Source organism: Aequoribacter sp., assembly GCF_965659035.1.
Taxonomy (GTDB): domain Bacteria; phylum Pseudomonadota; class Gammaproteobacteria; order Pseudomonadales; family Halieaceae; genus Aequoribacter.
On record NZ_CBFHWH010000018.1, the window covers coordinates 1 to 17,459 of the forward strand.

Annotated in this window: 17 protein-coding genes and 1 tRNA gene; 9 read left to right on the top strand and 9 right to left on the bottom strand. The window is 50.8% G+C overall.

All coding sequences use genetic code 11. The features are described 5' to 3' along the window. Positions 1-226, top strand: a 226-nt coding sequence (locus tag ACTF5Z_RS04775; protein WP_438984704.1) for a hypothetical protein, incomplete at its 5' end; no start/stop codon positions are given. A 105-nt stretch (positions 227-331) separates the two neighbouring features. Here ACTF5Z_RS04775 and ACTF5Z_RS04780 read toward each other — a convergent pair. Next, the gene (locus ACTF5Z_RS04780; RefSeq protein WP_438984705.1) at positions 332-1,051 is read right to left on the bottom strand and encodes a DUF2202 domain-containing protein; all 720 of its coding nucleotides are present in this window, start codon (positions 1,049-1,051) and stop codon (positions 332-334) included. A gap of 305 nt (positions 1,052-1,356) precedes the next feature. Here ACTF5Z_RS04780 and ACTF5Z_RS04785 point away from each other — a divergent pair, with 305 nt between their 5' ends. Genes ACTF5Z_RS04785 through ACTF5Z_RS04795 form a run of 3 tightly spaced genes read left to right on the top strand, consistent with a single transcriptional unit; the run spans position 1,357 to position 4,747 of the window. Next, on the top strand, positions 1,357-2,808 hold the full coding sequence (locus tag ACTF5Z_RS04785; RefSeq protein WP_438984706.1) for a circularly permuted type 2 ATP-grasp protein: 1,452 nt from the start codon (positions 1,357-1,359) through the stop codon (positions 2,806-2,808). Next, entirely contained in the window at positions 2,805-3,743 is a 939-nt protein-coding gene (locus tag ACTF5Z_RS04790) for an alpha-E domain-containing protein (RefSeq protein WP_438984707.1), read from the top strand. The genes ACTF5Z_RS04785 and ACTF5Z_RS04790 overlap by 4 nt, the downstream gene beginning before the upstream one ends. Beyond that, positions 3,740-4,747, top strand: a complete 1,008-nt coding sequence (locus tag ACTF5Z_RS04795; protein ID WP_438984708.1) for a zinc-binding metallopeptidase family protein — start codon at positions 3,740-3,742, stop codon at positions 4,745-4,747. Before ACTF5Z_RS04790 ends, ACTF5Z_RS04795 begins: the two co-directional genes overlap by 4 nt. A gap of 86 nt (positions 4,748-4,833) precedes the next feature. Here ACTF5Z_RS04795 and ACTF5Z_RS04800 read toward each other — a convergent pair whose 3' ends face one another. Next, positions 4,834-5,571, bottom strand: a complete 738-nt coding sequence (locus ACTF5Z_RS04800; RefSeq protein WP_438984709.1) for a peptidase — start codon at positions 5,569-5,571, stop codon at positions 4,834-4,836. Positions 5,572-5,930: 359 nt separating this feature from the next. Then, positions 5,931-6,980: a sulfotransferase gene (locus ACTF5Z_RS04805; protein ID WP_438984710.1), complete on the bottom strand. Its 1,050-nt coding sequence runs from the start codon at positions 6,978-6,980 to the stop codon at positions 5,931-5,933. Positions 6,981-7,118: 138 nt separating this feature from the next. On the opposite strand from ACTF5Z_RS04805, the gene ACTF5Z_RS04810 reads away from it, so the two are divergent. Both ACTF5Z_RS04810 and ACTF5Z_RS04815 read left to right on the top strand, forming a co-directional pair. Beyond that, a complete protein-coding gene (locus ACTF5Z_RS04810) occupies positions 7,119-7,562 on the top strand; it encodes a nuclear transport factor 2 family protein (protein WP_438984711.1) in 444 nt (147 codons plus the stop codon). A gap of 47 nt (positions 7,563-7,609) precedes the next feature. Next, complete coding sequence (locus ACTF5Z_RS04815) at positions 7,610-8,161, top strand: GNAT family N-acetyltransferase (protein WP_438984712.1); 552 nt, start codon at positions 7,610-7,612, stop codon at positions 8,159-8,161. Between the two features lie 18 nt (positions 8,162-8,179). On the opposite strand, the gene ACTF5Z_RS04820 is transcribed toward ACTF5Z_RS04815, so the two are convergent. Then, the gene (locus tag ACTF5Z_RS04820; RefSeq protein WP_438984713.1) at positions 8,180-8,611 is read right to left on the bottom strand and encodes a hypothetical protein; all 432 of its coding nucleotides are present in this window, start codon (positions 8,609-8,611) and stop codon (positions 8,180-8,182) included. 204 nt (positions 8,612-8,815) lie between these two features. On the opposite strand from ACTF5Z_RS04820, the gene ACTF5Z_RS04825 reads away from it, so the two are divergent. From ACTF5Z_RS04825 to ACTF5Z_RS04835, 3 genes are read left to right on the top strand one after another with little or no spacing between them, the layout of a single operon-like run. Next, entirely contained in the window at positions 8,816-9,841 is a 1,026-nt protein-coding gene (locus ACTF5Z_RS04825; RefSeq protein ID WP_438984714.1) for a hypothetical protein, read from the top strand. Between the two features lies 1 nt (position 9,842). After that, the gene (locus tag ACTF5Z_RS04830; protein WP_438984715.1) at positions 9,843-10,442 is read left to right on the top strand and encodes a hypothetical protein; all 600 of its coding nucleotides are present in this window, start codon (positions 9,843-9,845) and stop codon (positions 10,440-10,442) included. Between the two features lie 12 nt (positions 10,443-10,454). Continuing rightward, entirely contained in the window at positions 10,455-12,914 is a 2,460-nt protein-coding gene (locus ACTF5Z_RS04835) for a putative bifunctional diguanylate cyclase/phosphodiesterase (protein ID WP_438984716.1), read from the top strand. Positions 12,915-12,983: 69 nt separating this feature from the next. On the opposite strand, the gene ACTF5Z_RS04840 is transcribed toward ACTF5Z_RS04835, so the two are convergent. The 5 genes from ACTF5Z_RS04840 to ACTF5Z_RS04860 form a co-directional block, all read right to left on the bottom strand. Then, positions 12,984-13,060, bottom strand: a tRNA-Pro gene (locus ACTF5Z_RS04840). Positions 13,061-13,190: 130 nt separating this feature from the next. After that, positions 13,191-13,655, bottom strand: a complete 465-nt coding sequence (locus tag ACTF5Z_RS04845) for a nuclear transport factor 2 family protein (protein ID WP_423849938.1) — start codon at positions 13,653-13,655, stop codon at positions 13,191-13,193. Positions 13,656-13,657: 2 nt separating this feature from the next. After that, positions 13,658-15,367, bottom strand: coding sequence for an FAD-binding protein (locus ACTF5Z_RS04850; RefSeq protein WP_438984717.1), 1,710 nt, complete (start codon positions 15,365-15,367; stop codon positions 13,658-13,660). A gap of 94 nt (positions 15,368-15,461) precedes the next feature. Continuing rightward, on the bottom strand, positions 15,462-16,250 hold the full coding sequence (locus ACTF5Z_RS04855; RefSeq protein ID WP_438984718.1) for an SDR family oxidoreductase: 789 nt from the start codon (positions 16,248-16,250) through the stop codon (positions 15,462-15,464). 14 nt (positions 16,251-16,264) lie between these two features. Next, entirely contained in the window at positions 16,265-17,458 is a 1,194-nt protein-coding gene (locus tag ACTF5Z_RS04860; protein ID WP_438984719.1) for an acyl-CoA dehydrogenase family protein, read from the bottom strand. Position 17,459 lies beyond the last annotated feature (1 nt).

A 17,459-nucleotide genomic window follows, 5' to 3' on the forward strand; every position in this document is an offset into this window, starting at 1 on the left:
TACCCCTATATTAGCCAGCTCGGGGCTCGTTGCCGATAACCTAGAGAATGGCCCCGTCGACGATGCCGGAAAAACCGAAGCGCCTGATTTAATGGAAGCGATTTCGCCCAGACGCTGCGCTGAAATCGTGTTTCGAGGCATCGAGGCTGGTGAGTTTGCGATCTTTACACACCCGAGCTACAAGCCGGTTTGCCAAACCCTGATTAATACAACACTCGGCCTTTAACAGCTTGATAGAAGGTGGGCGATTTAAGGTTTCGGAATAAAAGAATACGCCACAAAAAGGGGCCCTAAGGCCCCAATGTTTTGCTGTAGACCGGCATAAATTTGGTTAACCACGCTCCATATCACTGTTCACAATGTCATCGAACTGCGCCTGGGTGATGTGAGTAGGCGTATAAGTACCGCCATTGGACTCGATTTGGCGGTAAAAGGAACGCAAATGGTTGCGTGAACCTTTAAGCAAATTATCGTACACCAGCGCAATGTCATCGTTGTCGACCAACTGAAGTTTGAGATTCTCGATATCGGCAATGTCCAACTCTTCAATCTCGGCGCCTACGTACAAGGCGTCCAGTAAACTATTCGTCCCTTGAGCCACTAACGCGTCATGCAACTGCTGCAGGTCGACGTTCGCAAACACGCCTGTGGCATTTTCTCCTACTGGATCAGTTAAGCTGTAGCGCTGAAGCAGCGCTAACACCGCGTCGGTATGCGTTTGCTCGCTAGAACTGATGTTATTGAAAATATTCAGTCCATGAATGTCATACAAAGCCAAATACACATCCCGCGCTAGCTTTTCTTCCTCACGCATCAGCAGCAAACCATCAGTTTCTTCTTGATTTAACTCACCCAAAGCCATTGCATCCAACTGCGCGGCTAAGGTGGTGGAATCAAACGACGTATTACCATCAGCATCGACCGTTACCACAGGGTCGGGATCAGTCGCTGCCGGCGACGTGACAACGGGGGTACTCGACCCACCCCCACCACAGGCGGTAAGCAACATGGCAATAGCAAAAAGTAAACTAATACCGAGTTTTTCCATCATGATGTGTCTCCGCTGAAAAATATTAGATAATCATAATGTATTAATTAAAGACCTCAACGCCATTCTAAGAAGGACTTGATTACGATCAAGCAAGCTCTCAAGACAAAAAAACGATGGAACTTACGGTGGCTCAGAAATTTACGCCACAAAAACCCCTGGAATCGCACCATATAGGTGCAAATTGCCATGCGCAGCGCACCAATGAACAGCATAATTAACAAAATAATCACTATATATCAGCTACTTATAGAGGATTGGGAAACTTTGGAGTATTCTCGAATAAAACCGACAACCGAGTTTAAGCAATGACGACATCGTCTTGGCAACCCTACCAACAAGATGAGCATTACGATGAGTTAATCACCAAAAGTGGACGCTCACGGCCAGCCGCTAAGCGAGCCGTCCAGTTCTTACGCAACTCATCTCCCGAGGCTCTACAGCAACGCCGAGCCGCGGCAGATCTCACCATGAAAGAAATGGGCGTTAGCTTTACGGTCTACAGCGACGGCGAGAATATCGACCGAGCCTGGCCTTTTGACCTGATCCCGAGAATTATTCCAACCTCCACTTGGCAACAGGTGTCAAAAGGCTTAGTGCAGCGCAACAAAGCGCTCAACCGTTTTATCGACGACGTCTATAACCGGCAAAAAATATTGAAGGACGGGGTGGTGCCCGCTGAGACCGTACTCGAATCGCCCAACTTTAAAAAACCTTGCGTAGGGTTTTCCCCCAAGCACGGAGTTTGGGCGAACATATGTGGGTCCGATCTGATTCGAGACCGCGACGGCCAGTTTTATGTGCTAGAGGACAACCTACGCGTTCCCTCTGGGGTCTCTTACATGCTCGAGAACCGCGAGGTCACCAAACGGGTGTTACCTGAGCTGTTCGAACACTATAGCATCCGTCCAGTGGATGATTACCCCGCCAAACTCTTCCGAATGCTGGCGTCACTCTCCCCTCGCACGAGGACTAAGCCGTGCGTCGTTGTACTCACCCCGGGAATATTCAACTCCGCCTATTTCGAACACGCCTACCTTGCACAGGGTATGGGTGCAGAATTGGTAGAAGGCGCTGATTTATCAGTCGATGACCATGATTTTGTCTACATGCACACCGTCGAAGGCCCCGTCAGGGTTGATGTTATTTACCGACGCATTGACGATGACTTCATGGATCCTGAGGCGTTTCGCGAGGATTCCGCTCTGGGTGTAGCGGGTCTAACACGTGCCTGGCGGGCCGGCAAAGTCGCGATCGCTAATGCACCGGGAAGCGGCGTAGCAGACGATAAAGTGGTCTACGCATTTGTACCCGAGATGATTCGTTACTATTTAAAAGAAGAGCCATTGCTGGCCAGCGTTCCGACTTACCTTTGTATGCATGAACAAGATCGGGAGTACGTGCTGAATAACCTTGAAAAACTGGTGGTTAAACCGGCGAATGAGTCGGGTGGCTACGGACTTATGGTGGGTCCTCACGCCGACGCCAAAACCCACCGAAAGTTCGCGAAGTTAATCGAGGACAATCCGCGGAATTATATCGCCCAGCCGACGCTATCACTGTCTACCGCCCCAACGTTTGTCGACCATACGATTGAGCCTCGGCACCTTGATTTGCGGCCATTTATCCTGCAGGGCGCGGATACGTGGGTCACCCCAGGAGGTCTCACACGAGTCGCCATGCGTAAAGGCTCTCTCGTGGTCAATAGTTCGCAAGGTGGTGGGAGCAAAGACACTTGGATTGTGGAGGATACCCCATGATCTTACTGTCCCGTGTAGCCGAGCGTTTGTACTGGCTAGCGCGCTATCTAGAACGCGCGCAAGCCACTGCCAGACTAACCAGGTCCTTTACCCATTTAATCATGGATTTACCCATCGGCCAGTCACCCGAATGGGACGTGCTAGTCGAGACCTTCGATGCCCAAGAAGCCTTCAGTCAGCGTTTCAATGCAAACTCAGAAACGAATGTGATGCGCTACTTATTAGCGCTGAATGACTCGACCAACAGCATACCTTTTTCAATCTCATGTGCCCGCGAAAACGTCCGAACCACTCGAGGCGTGCTGAGCGATGACGTTTGGGAGCACGTGAACGAACTGCACCTATACGTTCAGGAACATGCCAGTCAGTCGGTCGCTCGACGCAATCGATACGAATTCTTAGAGGAAGTCATTGCGCGCACTCAACTCATTTTCAGTGCCTTTCAGCACTCCCTCAATCGCGACCATGTGCATCGGTTTATCACCATGGGCAGGGTCATTGAGCGGGCGGATATGGCGACGCGCATACTCGATACAGGCGCTAAAGCGATCCATCGTTTGGGAAAAAAAGCGCTAGCGGTTGAATCGTTACTGTGGGGCAACGTGTTAGAGTCTCAACTGGCGCTCAGCGCTTATCGCAGGAGCTTTGGGCCCGTGATCGACCGCGATACGACGGCCGCATTTTTGCTGCAGTCTCTGAAATTTCCAAACTCGGTGGCCTTTGGTCTGAACGACATGATTGAACTGCTGGCCCCACTCCCTAAAGCACAACCCGCTTTAAGGACAGTTCGAGCAGTTAATAAAGAGTTGGACCGGTTCAAAATAGCCAGTGCGGAAGTCAGTGAACTACACGAGTTCATCGACACACTGCAACGACGACTGATGGAGATTGACACCATCATCCAACACACGTGGTTTAATATGAGCCCGGAATGATTCAATCGACTTGCCAGTGTGGCGCCACCCTCTTCTTTGATAGCGAGCGCTGTAACTTGTGCGGTGCTCGCGTAGGCTTTGACCTTAACTCTGGACTTGAGAGCCTAAAACCCGATGGTGAGGCATGGCGATCAAGCTCGGGGCAGCACTACAAGCTGTGCCGCAATACAACAGAATTTGGCGTCTGCAACTGGCTTGTGCCTGAACACGACTTGCAAGATTACTGCCCAGCGTGTCGCTTTAATCGAACGGTCCCCGACCAGTCCAAACCCGATAACCGTCTGCTGTGGTGGCGAATGGAACAGGCTAAAAAGCGCATGTTATTTGGTATTTACCAAATCGGGCTTTGGCCCGAATTAGGTTGGACCTGCGCCGACGGCCTGCTATTCGATTTTATTGAAGACGGACGTTCTAACTGGGACTTTGCCGAAACCTTTGTGACCACAGGCTTCGCAGGCGGTATTATCACCTTGAATATCCTAGAAGCGAATGAGGTAGCCCGCAAACAGGCGCAAGAAGATATGCAAGAGCGCTACCGCACCCTACTCGGCCACTTTCGCCATGAAGTTGGGCACTACTTTTGGGGACGCTTTGCGGAAGATCAGGCCTGGTTAGAGCGTTTCAGAGAGCGCTTTAACGATGAGCGAAGCGATTACGGCCAAGCGCTGGAACGCTATTACGCCACCGGCGGCGACTCGAAATGGTACCAGAAATACATCAGTCGCTACGCTTCCGCCCACCCAGTTGAAGACTGGGCCGAGAGCTGGGCGCATTACTTACATATGATGGACGCTCTAGACACTGCGCATAGACAAGGCTTTATTCGCTCGGATCCTTTCGAGGCAGACTTCGACACCAAGCTCAGACAATGGCGCAGTCTATCGGTGGCGTTAAACGAGCTGAACCGAGCGGTTGGCCACAACGACGCCTACCCTTTTGTCATCGCCGAACCCATTGCGAGGAAGCTTGAGTTTGTTCACGACACCATTGCCGCGCCTAAATAGTGTCGTCATGGACCGCGAGTCGTCGCACTCAGCAGCGGGGGCATACCTTGGAGGTATTGCGGAAACTTGCGCGGCAAAAGTGCTCGCTACTCGAACACCTCGGCAAGTGAGGGTAAGCCACTAAAAGCGCTGGCCAAGCTCTCATCCCAAGACTTGCGCAGCTTCACCAAATAGGGGTGGTTGTCTTCAAGCTTGACATACGATGATAGAGGTTCGAGCGAATCCTTGTGATAAAAGCCGCACTCAATCGGGGGCCCTACGGTTGCATTAGAGCGCATGGTCGAATCGACCGACACCAAAGCGCAGCGCATGGCTGTGTGTGGCTCGGTATCCGCTCGAATAATTCGGTCTAAAATGGGCTTGCCGTATTTGGTTTCGCCGATTTGTAGAAACGGGTGCTCGCCCGAGACGGTAATGTGGTTACCCTCTGGGTAAATAAGGTATAACTCTGGCGCATGAGATCCAATCTGCCCTCCAAGAATAAAGGTCGCTTCAGCATTGAAACCCGCGTTAGGGCCACCGTTGGCATATTTACCCTGCTCCGCCAAACACAATTTTCCGACGTAATCAGCCACTTCAGATACATAGGCGGCCTGGGTGTAATTACCCTCGACGCCATTCTCGGCATCACGTTGCATTTGCGCTACAACCGCCTGACTGGTTGCCAAATTACCCGCCGTTAATAACACGAGCTGACGATCCCCAGCGTGTTCAAAGCGGTGCATTTTGCTGTACGTACTGACGCGATCCGCTCCCGCATTGGTGCGCGAGTCAGAACAAAAAACAAGCCCTTCTTGCAGGGCAATAGCTAAACAGTAAGTCATAAGTTGCTGTGATAGTAAGGGCTGTGAACGCCATCAAGAATACTGGGACATGCACAAAAATACTACTGCTGCGTCATTGATCCCGAAAATTTTATTGCCATTTAATGGGCACGACGGGTGATTTTCAAACGATCACGTTTTGAGCGTGGCACTCCGTTAGACCCACATCCTCAAAAAAGGCGAAGACTTAGTTCTTGCGCGACCGCACAAGATATCTGTCATCATTTCTGTATCCATGGAGTCCTTGAGTTGGACCCCTTGTTTATCGCGCCACCGAAACAAAAAATGGTACTCATTGGTATAGAGAGCACCGGGCACCTGCACACTGCTAGACAACAAACCCCCGTCGGGAGACTCTCTCAAACAGCATGCTTGTCCAAAGCGCGCAACCGATGCATCACCTCACCACAATACTCGTCAGCCAGGGCGCGAAGCGCTGGATCCTCGGGCTCTTTCGCCAACTGATCTGGATTCAAAAGTGCGGAGGCGCTATCCAACCATTCTTCATTGGCACTAAGGCCAAAAAAATCGGCAATATCGATCAGAGCCTCTTTTGGTGTGGTCATAATGCGCTCAAAGCTCACCGCCCGATACTGCTCTTCTGTGAGCTTATCAACAGCGGCAAGACCTGCTAGAGACGTATCTCTAACGTTCTCTAAAAACGGCTCGAGCGGCACGGGGTGGCGCATGACCGAAGCCAATCGATCGGACATTGGCCTGCGGTTATTCAAATCGGTTTCATCTAAATCGCCCCAGCGAATACCGTCTTCGGTCTCAAGATCCAGCATCTCGAAGGTCATGACTCGAAAGTGATTATGCTGCTGCATCGAGAGCGCCACAGCTAAGGGGTCTCGGTATAGATACAAGAACTGAGCTTCGGGGAACAGTTCGAGTAATGGGTCAACGCAAAAAATGGAGCCACCACTACGTTCAATCCAGATGGTTTTGCCTGCCTTTTTGCACAACCATTCAAAGACCACGCGGTACTGCTCACTCAATAGCTGAAGGGGTAATTGCTTAGCGAAGTCTATCAACTCATGAAAGACAGGCTCGGGGTCATCAAATAATTGCGCGAGTGGAATCAGCAGGATCTCGGGAAAAACACCATCTTTGTATCCCTCCACCGTATCAGGTAGATTGTCAGTACCGCCCTTAAATAGAATTTCTGGGGTGCGCAAATGGTTCACAATACGCTTGTACTCACCTGCACCGGCTTTGACACCGCAGTCGAGCAAGTCAGCGAAGTCCTCCCCTGATATTTCTCGTTGGCCCAGTCTGTTTACGATATCCATCGACACCATGAACTCGGATAAAACGGCGACATCGGGGTGAAGGCCCATCATTTTTGACAATATCGTCGAGCCACATCGACCGGTGCCTACGATGAAACGTGCTTTTTGTTGATCCATGTTCATACCCTCGGTGTGTCACTGACAACGTTTACCTATTATTGACTATATTCTTCGATTGATACTGTGTATAAACGATCCTAACTCTCTCGAAACGTTAATCACTCAAAGGACCCGACTCAAGGACCATATAGACTAATGACCCTAGCACTTCCCACGGAGGATATTTTGGCAATTCACGACTTACTCGCTCGATATTGCCATGGTATGGACGCGGCTCGTGCGGATTTGGTCATGACATTGTTCACTGAAGACGCAGAAATGACGACCCAGGTGGGCAACCCAAAAGGGCAGTCAGCGATTCGATCTTGGATTGAAGAACGACTCGCGCAGCGGGACCCCGCCATTCAAGTGGGACACAACCTGATTAACCCATTAATCACCGCCTCATCGCCCAACGAAGCCCGCGTCAGAAGCATGCTGCTTTACACCCATCAACGTGTAGATTTCAGCCAGCCCTGTCAATTAGTCGCCACCGGGATTTACGAGGACCGCGTTGTTAGAACAGCCTTAGGCTGGCAATTTAAATTCAGACAATCGAGCGTAAACGCCAAACTCGATGACCAATACTTCGGGATATAAACCACTGTCCTTCACCGCTCAATCACCTTAACGAAGGAGTATCGCAGGTGCCAGCAATAAGCATTGATACACCACGACTGGTCATGAGACGTCTAACGGTCTGGGATACAGAGGATCTCCTCGAGTATCATGCAGACCCTCAGGTTATTAAGTATATCCCCTGGACTCAGCGCTCTCGAACCGACGTCGAACATGCGCTAGCTCACTACGAAACCGCAAGCGATCAATTTGAAAAGGAAGGTGATTTTTGGGTCCTTGGCTGGGCGCTCAAGACAACAGGTAAAGTCGTTGGCCAATCGAACGCGTCTCTCATATCCAAAGCCAACCGAACCGCCGATATCGGCTGGGTGACAAATCGCCAATTCTGGCGCCAAGGACTCGCACTTGAAGCGAGCTCATACCTACTAAAAAAGCTATTTCAGCACACCAATTTGCACCGAGTAGTCGCCAATATCGATGCCCGCAATCCTGAATCAGCAGCGCTTGCCGTCAAACTCGGCATGCGCAGAGAAGCGGAATTCAGACAATCGGTCTTTACCAAAGGCGAATGGTGCGACATGTGGCAGTACGCGATTTTAAGAGATGACGCGCTAAAATAGTAAAACCCGTCTAGAGCTTCAGTTTTCAGGCAGCACTAAGTCAAAACCTAAGCCTTGCATGCACGGTTCCATTGCAGCGCGTTGCAAAGACTCAATTTCAGCCTCGCGGCGGCGACGTTCACCCAAAGATGGCTCGCACATCTCAGCGATAGCGTCGTCGTCCAAAGACTTCAAGCCCCCAAAACCGTCATCGACGTAGGTTGCCTTCGCTTCAGGAGACTGCCGAATTGCCTTCTCGCAGTCACGCCGTTGAGCATTCTCTTGCAAAATGAAATCCGTGCGCACCTTGACCATTATAGGGGTAACTTCCTGCCGGCATTGAACGATAGCAACATCAAGTTCAGCGTCTGACTGAGAAACCGCAATCCAGGCATCTGCTTGTCGGGATGTCATCGAACAGCCGTGCAAAAGTGCCGCTAGCAGTACAAAGGCTAAAGCTTGCTTGAACATGATCATGATTCCAAATCGAACATAACTAAACGGTAAATATAGTGGGCTTGAACACAAATGTCTCTTGAGGATTACCGGTTGGCATATTCTCCTAAAAAACGATGAAAATGCACATAAAACGCGATACGATTTGCGGTGGGCAGTGGGCGCCTAATAACCGGCAAATCTTGGCCCTAGTCGAACAATAACAAACGGGAGAACTCGATGAAGTTCCTTGTGCCAATCGTTAGCTTAATAGGGTCAGTAGCACTCAGTTTTGCAACGAGTTTTGCTGCTCATGGCGCGACTCAATTAACTGTGCCATCCAAAACACGCTATGCCTACGATTTCGCAGCACGACTCAATATGCCTGAAGGCCGCCCCTCGTCTCAAATGTATTTTGTCGGACTCGATCTTCACAAAGTCATTTCGAATGACTCCAAAGATTTTGCGACGATTTTTTTTCAGCCCTACTGGGTCGATGCGAATAATTTAAACCCTTTCCCTGGCTTTCTCGATAATGAAGACGACGGTGCTATCCAGTGGCGAAACGCCCTGATTGATTTTCACTTAACAGGCGATCGCTCCATCAACCTAAAAGTAGGACATTTTGAGTTGCCCTTCGGTTCAGAAAGCCTCGCTCTCGACACAAACGGCACCTTGCGGCAGCTCACCAGCAACATTGGCTTAAAAGTCGACTGGGGTCTGAGCGTACACGGAGACACTGGAGACTACGAATATGAATTTGCTTGGACACGAGGTAGTGGGAACGACTGGGAAACCGAAGGCAATCCCGGGATATGGAGCGGCCGCTTAGGGCGATCTCGTTACCACAACTTGGTTTGGGGCCTGTCATGGTTAGATGGCGATTTCTGGACGCCAGCAGGGACTGTTCAAAAGCAACGTGTCGGCGCCGATTTTTTGATTTACCGCGATCGATACCGGTTTATAGGGGATTTTTCGGTGGGCTCCGACAAGGATCTTGATCGCAAATATGCATTGCTGGAAATCGCCCACGAGTCCAACGATGGTATGTTAGATACCTACGCGCAATTTCGACACCAAGAGAACGAATTGGCCAATTCACAGACAGTCACATCGCAAAATTTGCACCTCGGCGTCAAATGGGAGCCTAAACTGGGCCTACATCTGAGTGCTCAATGGCGAGTATGGAGTGATGTCGAGCCGGGATCCGAGCCGCCAGAGCTCTTCCAACTGCAGTTTCGAAAACGTATTTTTGGAGGGATGTAAGATGCAAAATTTACTCAAGCTCATGCTAGCGTTGGCAACCTTAAACACGCCTCTTGCATATTCCCAAGCCTTTTGTGAGCTGCGCGACCCCTCTCGTGTTATTCGCGACTTAGTCCCCGAATCAGTGTCATTCAACTCCGAAGTGTTAAGTATTGACGACCGAACGAGGGCTGCCATTGTCGACTCGGTAGGCGTAACGATGCATCACCAAGAGCTTGGATACCACACTCTGTATACGGTATGGGATGACGAGAATGGAAAATTAGGTCTCGTTCATGTCCGGCCTGAAGCAACGCCATGGGGCTTGATGGAAATCGCATGGATGATTGACCGAAACGGACGCGTCGTAGACTTCACATTACAACGCTGCAGGTCGCAACACTGCGAGGCCATGAATTCTGACAAGGTCCACGCGGTCTTCTACCGAAGAGACCTAACCTCTCTTAGCGAACTTCTGCATGAACGCACCGACAACGTGGACAGGATGTGGTTGAAACAACTGGGCTTAAGCGACGAGCAAGAACCTTTATTTGCTGCGATTACGCGTTCGGCAATTAAAACCTTGGCGGTTCTTGAATACGGTGGCCTGATCGGTGATTAGACTCGATTCAGTATGAAAGTTTCACACTATGCATCGCTGCCCGTCGTCTTTGCAGCTTTGTTGCTGTGTCTTTCATGGTGGGTCGTTTATCAACAAACTGAGACCCTAAGACAAACGCGAGCCGATTCAGCCACCAGTGAGAATCTTGGACTTCGAATTCGCGCATTTGAGAATGAAGTCGCAAGTCTTTTGTTGCTGGGTGATTTAATTGTCGCATCGCGCCAAACCTTTCTTTTGCTCCCCTTTGAAGAACATGTTGCGAACCTAATAACAGAATTAGAGCAGCTTCAGGCCTCTATGGATCGCTGCTGCGACACGCAAGATATTAGACTTCAGACCACACTCGTCACAGAGCTCAGCAGCATCGTCAAGCAATCGTCTAACCCGAGTAATAATGTCGGCAGTTCGGTCTGGCTTGAGCGATTTGATTCGGTATCATCTAAAATTGTCGAGCGATCAGAGCGTCTAAGACAACAGATAGAGCAATTCCAAGACCGGCAGATCGACGTTGAGAATCGTCAAGAAAGTACCTACCTCTTCACACTATTGGCCGTCGTAGTCGGCTCCGTGCTGACACTCAGTCTGGTGGCGTGGTGGCTCGTCATTGGAATCTCTAATCCTGTTGCGCGCCTGTCGAGAAACGCGCGACAGGCGCTCTCAGGAGAGAGTTTCACCGGTGTCGCAGACGGTCCCATCGAGATCCGTCAACTCAGCGCCTCTCTTACGACACTTACCACTGATCTAGAAAGTGCGTTAGAGCAGGAACGCATTAAAGTGATCCATCAACAGGAACAATTGCAAAAGCAAGCGATCGAGACTGCAGCAATGCAAAAGGAATCTCTCGATCGTCTGGACGTCGTCATTAATGCCGCCAGAGCTATCGTATGGGAATGGGTTATTCAACGCTCAGAATTGGCAGACGAGCAGCGCTCTCGAAGCCAACCTTTACAACTCTTTCAAACGGGTGACAACGGGGGGCAATATCTCGATTTAAATGCTTTGGATTGCGATGAATGGAATCAGCTTTACTCTCAGTTAATCGCTCATATCGAACACTCTGAAACTCTAGAGGTCAGAGTGCGGCTAGCGCCCGCGGGTGTCATGCGATGGCATCAGCTCAACGGGCAAGTGGTTGAACAAACCGAGTCCTCAGTGCGCCTTGTGGGCTCTATTATTGACATGCACGAGCGTATCGAGCAAGAGACTCAAGTACGACAACTCGCCCTGACGGACAGTTTAACCCAGGTCGCTAACCGTCGTCAGTTCTCAGACATTGCCCAACAATGGGTTCGAGGTGAGAAGCCCTTTTGCCTGCTGGCGGTAGACATTAATGACTTTAAAATCATTAACGACCGCTACGGTCACATCTGTGGCGATAAAGCACTTCAATATGTGGCGCAGGTGCTTGTCGAGGTATTCAGTGACAAGGCGATCGTAGCTAGGCTAGGTGGTGACGAATACTCGATCTTATGGCCAGGAACCAACCAATATCATGTAGAGCTGCTAATAGAACAGGTCATTACTTTAGCAAAAGAGTTCAGCTTATCCGGCTCGCCATTCCCTTTGTCGCTCAGCGTCGGGTTAGCGCGTTACCCAGACGATTCGACATCGCTCGAATCGCTGATGAGCGCTGCCGATCTTGCCCTGTATCAAACAAAAGAGCTTAAATTATCGGGCGCGACACACTGCTGGTATAAAAAACAACTTGGCGATGCCCTTGACCGACAGCTGCGCATAAAAGAGGCGGCAAACCGTGCGATAGAAGATCACTCTTTGGCGCTGGCATTGCAACCTATTTGGTCAACGGAGCAGAATAAAATATCGAGTTTCGAGGCTCTGTTGCGATGGGACAATCCTTTTCGGTGCTCGACAGGAGAACTGATCGAGCTGGCCGAGCAGTCAGGATTAATACTCGCGATCACCGAGTGGGTGATTCGCGAAGCGGCACGAGCGAGCTCTTTACTGCGGGCACAGGAGATAACGGCGCCAATTTCCATCAATATTCCTGCACACTCCTTTCGCCACCAAGATGTCGTTAGCCTGATTAGACAGGCTTGTCGAAAGTATGACATCCCCTTTGAGTCACTCTCAATTGAAATCACCGAGTCGGTATTTCTCGAAGATATCGATACCGTCATACGCACCGTCAAGTCACTGGCGAATCTAGGCATTAAAACCGCTATTGACGATTTTGGTACGGGTTATTCGAGTTTGAGTTATTTGCACGTACTTGATGCGCACAGTCTTAAAATAGACCGAAGCTTTGTTGCCGGAATAACTGCAGATGATCCGCGAGCGCCCATCGTTCAATCCACGATCCAGCTTGGCCACGCTCTGGGAATGGCTGTGGTTACAGAGGGAATTGAGACGGAGGAAGAGCTGGCCTGCGTGCAACAATTGGGCTGCTCTTTATTTCAGGGCTATTACTTCCATAAGCCGGCTGCCCTCGATGTATGGCTTACCAAAGCCTAGAGCGTAATCCGCGTCACGCCCTCCGGTATAAAGTGCAACCCATGTGTCCGGTATGCACCCACTAAGTGATGGTCGGTGTGAGAGGATTTGAACCTCCGACCCCTTGCTCCCGAAGCAAGTGCGCTACCAGGCTGCGCTACACACCGATGCCAAAATCATAGCAAAGCCTAATCGCCAGATCTATTCCATACACCACCAGACCCAGGCTCGATTTTCACACTCGCTAACAACAAAAAAGCCGAGTAGATACTCGGCTTCTTCATCACGCAGCAGTGCTTATTTTTTGGTTTTTACCGGCCGAGCCAACAACTTGATATCGGGCGAACGCGGGTGAATTTCCTCCCATAGACGCTCGTAGTTGGTGGTTTTAATTTTCCATTCACCATCGACTTTGACATAAGTATCCTCATAAATGGCTGAGCCCATGACCGTGGTGTTCTCTTCCAAGTTAATGAAAATATCCTGCAGATACCAAAGGCCAGTGGCATTGTCGCCGTCCACCGTAATTTCGGGATGATGCCCATTGTGCATTCCGAACTTGTCTTCGGTAAACGAGTAGGCATAAAACTTTAAGAGTTTATCGCGACCCTGCACATCGATATCGTAGTGGCCACCGATAAAATGCGCGGTCGCATCCTCCGTAAAAACCGACGCCAAACCCTCTTGGTTGCCGGTATCTAAAAAACGGAAGTAACGCGCTTTTAGCTGTTTAATCAGCTCGATGGCTTCTAGATCTAACATGCTTAATCCTTGTAGTTATTAATGTGCTTAGCGGCTTGGTAGGCCATAGTCATCGCAGGGCCCAAAGTCGCGCCCGGACCGGGATAGGTTGGCAACAAGGCAGCTGAGGCGTTACCTACGGCATACAAACCTTCGATAACACCACCTGCTTCGGCTTTAACCTGCGCATCAATCGTGGTGTCTAATCCACCCAAAGTACCAAAATCACCCGCGTCGATACGCATCGCGTAGTAAGGCGCCTCATCGATGCTCGCCAAACACGGGTTGGGTTTAATCGCTGGGTCGGCGTAGTAGCGATCGTAAGCAGAATCGCCGCGTCCGAACTCTTCGTCTTTACCCGTCACCGCATAGTCGTTCATTTTTTTAATAGTTTCTTCCAGACCGTCGGGATCAATGCCGAGCTTCTCGGCCAATTCGCGAATGGTATTCGCTTTAGCGACAAGACCCGTCTCAAACCATTTTTTGGGGATGGTCCAATCGGGCTTCATTGCAGACGTCATTAGCGGCCCGGCAATGTAGGTGCGACGGAAACGCGCATCGAACACGTGGTAGGCAGGAGCACAGGGGTTTTCGTCGGTGTGCGCTTTGAACAACTCTTTCTGGAAGGCCATGTAGTTTTGCGATTCGTTAGCAAAACGCTTGCCAGCTTTGTTCACTACGCAAGAACCCGGGAAGGATTTTTCCATGATGCTTAAGCGTGGCTGTGGCTCGTCGGGTACACAAACGGTGGTCGTCCACCATGCGCCGTTAATTAAACGCGTTTTAGCACCCACGTTCAGGCCAGCCTGCAAGGCGTCCCCTTGGTTGGTCTCGGCACCTGCACTCCACTCAGTGTTAGTAGGTGCGGGTAAGTACTGCTCGCGCAGCGCTTGATTTTTTTCAAAGCCACCCGAGGCCAGTATCACGCCTTTACTGGCCTGTACGCGCAGTGTTTTGCCATTTTGCTCGATGACCGCGCCGACAACACGGTTGTCTTCAACGATTAACTCTTTGAAGGCGGTGTCCAGCTCAATCGGAATGTTGCGCTGTTTGGCCGCCAAGAATAAACGGCCCACACCTGCCGAGCCGCAGCATAAGCGCCGCGAAATCTTGGTACGCAAACGCCAGGGTATATCGATGGCATAGTCCCACAACATTTTCATCAGAACTTTAATCCAGCCGGGCATTTGCACCATCAAAACCTGGGCTTCGACTTGGGTAAAGTGAATCAAACCGAACATACGCATCATGTGATGGGTGTAACGCAATTTCTTGTAATCGCTTCCCAACTCAGACGCCATAAAGGGCGCGGGCTCGAGCGAGCGATGCCCCTCTTTAGCACCCGGCAAGTTGGTGTAGTAATCGGGGTAGTGGTCCAGTGATTCGTAGCGGACAGGCGTACGATCATGCAAAAATCGCAGCATCTTTGGCCCGTTCTCGAGGTAGTTATCAATCAATTCCGGCGGGACATCTTCGCCTTCCAATGTTTGACGTAAATATTCGCGTGCTTCCTCGATCGAATCCTGAGCGCCAGCTTCCTGAGCGTAATGGCTGCAAGGGATCCAAATACCACCACCCGAGGAAGAACTGGTCCCACCGACTTCGTTGGCCTTTTCGATGACCAATACGTCTTTGGTGCCCATTTCGTAGTTACAGACTGCTGCGGTTAACCCGCCGTTGCCCGTGCCTACCACTAACAATTCAACTGATCGATCCCAAACTTGCTCTGACATCTTTTCCCTCACTCAGCTGTTGCTTGGCGTTTTACACGCTTTGTCTTAGTTATGCTCTAAAGTGACTTAGCTCTCTTCAGGCGTTCATTTTTAATTATGGGTGCTGGCTCGATACCGACACAATTTCGCCAGTCATGTAACTCGAATAATCCGACGCTAGAAACATCATCACGTTCGCCACTTCCCACACCTCAGCGGCGCGTCCAAAGGCCTCTTTTTCGGCCAGTTTCTCCAGCAATTCTGGCGGCGTGGTTTTCTTTAAAAATGCGTGTAGCGCAATACTGGGGGATACGGCATTAATGCGTACGCCAAACTCAGCGGCTTCTATCGCCGCACAGCGTGTTAGGGCCATAACACCAGCTTTAGCCGCCGCATAGTGGCACTGCTCTTTTTGCGCGCGCCATCCCAATACAGATGCGTTGTTAACGATCACACCCGCTCCGCGCGTTTGCATGATCCGCATCATCGCACGCGTCATGCGCATCGTTCCAGTTAAGGTAATATCTAGAACCCGGTCCCACTCCTCGTCGGTCATATCCACCAACAGTTTAGTGCCACCCAGTCCGGCATTGTTGATCAACACATCTACACCGCCAGTGGCGTCTTCGGCGTGTCGAATTAACGCCTGCACATCTTCCTCGACGGTGACATTGCAGAGCTTACCCGAGACTTTGCACTCAGGATTTATGGCCTGCAAAGTTTCTACCGCTTGCGCCAAACGCCCCTCGTGTACATCGCTAATAACGAGTGCCCGCGCGCCCTCTTCTACTGACTTTTGAGCGGCAGCAAAGCCGATACCGGCGCCGGCTGCAGCCGTAATCAATACGGATTTTCCGGCGAGTAGATTGTGGCCAGGAACATAATTTGGAATGTTTGTAGACATAGGGTTATACCTTATTAAGCCGTACCGCGTGGCTCACGGGGCATGCCCAGCGCGCGCTCAGCAATCAAGTTACGTTGAATTTGGTTGGTGCCACCGTAGATCGTATCGGCACGGGTGAACAGGAACAATGACTGCAGGCGGTTCAACTCATAAGGCGCATCCACCAATAACTCGCTTTCAGGACCTAGCACATCCATAGCCAACTTACCCAAATTGCGGTGCCACGACGCCCAATACAACTTGTAAATCATGGCCTCTTTCTGGAGTGAGCCGTCTTCTCCACCCGACATCATACGCATACTGTTGTAGCGCATGATTCTCAGGCCGATATGTGCATCCGCCAACCGCTGCCGAATTGCAGGGTCATTCGCAGCGCCATTTTCTTTGGCAATTTTGACCACCTCGTCAAGCTCCGACTGAAACAGCATTTGCTGCCCGAGAGTCGATACCCCGCGTTCGAAGCCCAACAGCGCCATGGCGACACGCCAGCCATCGCCCGGTTCGCCAACAATGTCGCCAGCACCACAAACTGCATTATCAAAGAACACCTCATTGAACTCAGAGGTACCCGTCAGCTGCACGATTGGCCGAATTGTGACGCCAGGCTGGTCCATATCCACCAAGAAAAAGCCCAAACCTTTTTGCCCAATGCTCGCCGGGTCGGTGCGGGCCACAACAAAACAAAACTGGGACTCATGCGCTAAGGATGTCCAGACTTTTTGACCGTTCAACACCCACTGTTGAGCGCCTTCATCAAACTGCGCTTTGGTTTTTACGTTGGCTAAATCAGAACCTGCACTCGGCTCGGAATACCCTTGGCACCACAGGTCTTTACCCGCGAGAATACCGGGCAGGTACTTTTCTTTTTGCTCGGCAGTGCCGTAAGCGATCAAGGTCGGACCCACCAAGGTCTCGCCAATATGTCCCATACGCCCGGGGCCGCCAGCGCGCGCGTACTCTTCGTTGAAGATCACTTGTTGCTCGATACTGCAGCCACGTCCACCGAATTCTTTAGGCCAGCCAATCGCCGTCCAGCCACCCTCGGCAAGTTTCTGTTCCCAAGCTTTACGCTCAGCGACAAAGCTGTGCTCATCGCCAGGACCACCGCGAAAACGGATCGGCTCGAATTCACCACACAGGTTAGCGGCCAGCCAATCAGCCACTTCTTGTCTAAACTGCTCGTCTTCGGCACTGAAGCTTAACTTCATT

Excerpts from the sequence above, each read along its gene's own strand:
- ACTF5Z_RS04780 (WP_438984705.1), bottom strand. The coding sequence starts at position 1,051 with ATGATGGAAAAACTCGGTATTAGTTTACTTTTTGCTATTGCCATGTTG.
- ACTF5Z_RS04785 (WP_438984706.1), top strand. The coding sequence starts at position 1,357 with ATGACGACATCGTCTTGGCAACCCTACCAACAAGATGAGCATTACGAT.
- ACTF5Z_RS04790 (WP_438984707.1), top strand. The coding sequence starts at position 2,805 with ATGATCTTACTGTCCCGTGTAGCCGAGCGTTTGTACTGGCTAGCGCGC.
- ACTF5Z_RS04795 (WP_438984708.1), top strand. The coding sequence starts at position 3,740 with ATGATTCAATCGACTTGCCAGTGTGGCGCCACCCTCTTCTTTGATAGC.
- ACTF5Z_RS04800 (WP_438984709.1), bottom strand. The coding sequence starts at position 5,571 with ATGACTTACTGTTTAGCTATTGCCCTGCAAGAAGGGCTTGTTTTTTGT.
- ACTF5Z_RS04805 (WP_438984710.1), bottom strand. The coding sequence starts at position 6,980 with ATGGATCAACAAAAAGCACGTTTCATCGTAGGCACCGGTCGATGTGGC.
- ACTF5Z_RS04810 (WP_438984711.1), top strand. The coding sequence starts at position 7,119 with ATGACCCTAGCACTTCCCACGGAGGATATTTTGGCAATTCACGACTTA.
- ACTF5Z_RS04820 (WP_438984713.1), bottom strand. The coding sequence starts at position 8,611 with ATGTTCAAGCAAGCTTTAGCCTTTGTACTGCTAGCGGCACTTTTGCAC.
- ACTF5Z_RS04825 (WP_438984714.1), top strand. The coding sequence starts at position 8,816 with ATGAAGTTCCTTGTGCCAATCGTTAGCTTAATAGGGTCAGTAGCACTC.
- ACTF5Z_RS04830 (WP_438984715.1), top strand. The coding sequence starts at position 9,843 with ATGCAAAATTTACTCAAGCTCATGCTAGCGTTGGCAACCTTAAACACG.
- ACTF5Z_RS04835 (WP_438984716.1), top strand. The coding sequence starts at position 10,455 with ATGAAAGTTTCACACTATGCATCGCTGCCCGTCGTCTTTGCAGCTTTG.
- ACTF5Z_RS04845 (WP_423849938.1), bottom strand. The coding sequence starts at position 13,655 with ATGTTAGATCTAGAAGCCATCGAGCTGATTAAACAGCTAAAAGCGCGT.
- ACTF5Z_RS04850 (WP_438984717.1), bottom strand. The coding sequence starts at position 15,367 with ATGTCAGAGCAAGTTTGGGATCGATCAGTTGAATTGTTAGTGGTAGGC.
- ACTF5Z_RS04855 (WP_438984718.1), bottom strand. The coding sequence starts at position 16,250 with ATGTCTACAAACATTCCAAATTATGTTCCTGGCCACAATCTACTCGCC.
- ACTF5Z_RS04860 (WP_438984719.1), bottom strand. The coding sequence starts at position 17,458 with ATGAAGTTAAGCTTCAGTGCCGAAGACGAGCAGTTTAGACAAGAAGTG.